The organism is Streptomyces boncukensis (assembly GCF_011045075.1).
GTDB lineage: Bacteria > Actinomycetota > Actinomycetes > Streptomycetales > Streptomycetaceae > Streptomyces > Streptomyces boncukensis.
The window spans coordinates 1-2,205 of sequence record NZ_JAAKZZ010000813.1; the positions used below are offsets into that span (position 1 = coordinate 1).

General features: G+C 77.8%; 1 protein-coding gene. It reads right to left on the minus strand.

Annotated elements, in window-relative coordinates; translation table 11 throughout:
* Window positions 1-149: 149 nt before the first annotated feature.
* The coding region (locus tag G5C65_RS38760; protein WP_206442653.1) for an ABC transporter permease at window positions 150-2,205 on the minus strand (2,056 nt) is incomplete at its 5' end.

Genomic DNA, 2,205 nt, shown 5'->3' on the forward strand with positions numbered 1-2,205 from the left:
GACCCCCTCCCGCGCGGCGGGGACCCTTGGTGCGCGCGGCGAGCAGCAAGGGGCAGCTCGTTCCCGGCATGCTCCGCCGGAGAGGACCCGGACAGCCGACTGCCGGGCGGCAGAGCACCGTACGGGTGCCGGGGTGTCAAGGCCACCGCTCACTCCCCCCGTTCCGCACGCAGCGCCGGCACCGGGTCCGTACGGCGCAGCGCGGTGACCGCCACCACCGCCAGCGGCGCCGCCAGAACGGCGGCCAGCAGCAGCGAGAGCTGCCCGAGCGGCAGCCGCACCAGCAGATCGGGCACCGGTCGCGCGGCGTCCTGGGTGAGCACGATCAGCGGCACCACGAGCCGGGTCAGCACGGCTCCGAGCACCAGCCCGACGGCCAGCGACAGCAGGACCACCAGGCCCTGTTCGGCGGCGAGCGCCTGGGCGAGCCGTCTGCGCGGGGCGCCCAGCGCGCGCAGTACCGCGAACTCGCCCGCGCGCTCCCGCGCCGCTCCGGCCGCGCTCACCGCGAAACCGGCCGCCGCCAGCACCGCTGCGGCCAGCGCTATGGCCGTCAGAGCGGTGCGCGGGCCCGCGCCCAGCGGGTCGCCGCGCAGCCGCTCGGCGACCTCGTCGCGGACCTGTACCTGCTCGACCGCCGGGTTCTCGCGCAGCTCGCGCGCGACGCGCGCGGTGCTGCCGGGGCGGGTGGACAGCCACCAGCCCTCCGGCTCCAGCGGGTCGCCGTCCGCGTCGGCCAGTGCGCGGTCGAGCGCTGCCAGGTCGAACAGGAGTGCGCCGGACCAGCGTTGCCCTTCGTCCCGTCCGGCGGCCTGCCCGCTGTTCCGCCCGCCGCCCGCTCCGCCGTCCTGCCCGTCGCCCGCCGGCCCGGCGGATTCCTGTGCGCCGGAGCGCCCGGTGGAGACCGTCGGCAGCGCGTGGACCGATCCGGCGATCCGCACCGTGAGTTCGGTGCCGGAGAACTGCACCTTGGCCTGGTCGCCCACCTTGTTGCCGCTGGCCCGCAGATAGGCGTCCGTGGCCACGGCCGGCAGCGGCGCGTCGGGGCCCGGCCCTTCCGGGGTCATCTCGAACGTCACGGGCACCGCCTGGTCCTGGTAGCCGTGCGGCGCAGGCGCCGAGCCCGTGCGGTACCGGAACGTCAGCGGAGCGCCCTTCGGGCGAACGGCGGCCGGGCGGTCGGTGGGCCGGTCGTACGGGCCCTTGCCGAGCGTGCCGTCGACGTCGTCCGCGCGCATCCGCACGGGCCAGCGCCCGGCGCGCGGGGCGTGCACCGTGCGGGTGCCGCCGCCCCGTACCACCGCGCGCAGCGACGAGACGGTCAGCTTCCGTTCGGTGGCCCGCTGCGGTGCCGCGTACGACAGGCTCAGCCGGGTGATCCGCAGCGGCCCGGCCGGGACGCCGCCCGAGGCCGCCGGGCGGGCGGTCAGGACATGCGTCCGCCCGTCGGCCGGGACCTCGCCCAGGATGAACGCGTACGGGATGCCGTAGCGGTCCTCCAGGGTGAGGGTGAGCGTGTCCGTGGTGGCGGTGTTCCCGCCCTTGCCGCCCGCCTTCCCGAGGACGTCCATGGCGAGGGCGAGGCGGAGTTCACGGGTGCCCTCGGGCAGCGGGATCCCGGTGCGCCGCGGGCCGGACGCGCCCTGGCGGCGTCCGTCGCGCCGGGCGCCCGACAGCGGGCGCAGCAGCCTGGGCAGCGGTTCGTCCGCGAGGTCGCCGCGCATCCGCAGCAGCCCGTTCCCTGCCGTGCGGGTGTCCGTGGCCAGGACGCGCGCGCTGCGGTCGCCCTCCACCGTGAACTCGGAGCGTGCCACCGGGGCCACCGCCGTCACTCCGTCCACGCCGTCGTACAGCCCGCCCTGCCCGAGCGCCCCGGCCGTCGATCCGCCGACCGCCACGTCCGCGCCCGTACGGAAGTCCGCCTGGTCGCCCTGCGAGCGGTCCCAGCTCGCGCCCTGGCCGACCGCGAACACCCCGGTGGCCACGGCCAGGACGAGCAGCAGCGCGGGGCCCGCGCCGCGCAGCGGGCGGCGGCTGAGCTGCCAGCCCGCCAGCGCGGTGGCCAGTCCCCGGCCGCGTGTCGCGCGGCGCTCACCCAGCCGGGCGGCGAGCGGGAGCAGGCGCAGCACCAGTACGGTTCCGGCGAGCAGGGCGAGTGCGGGCGCGGCGACCAGCACCGGGTCGACGCCGAGTGTGCCGCCCACC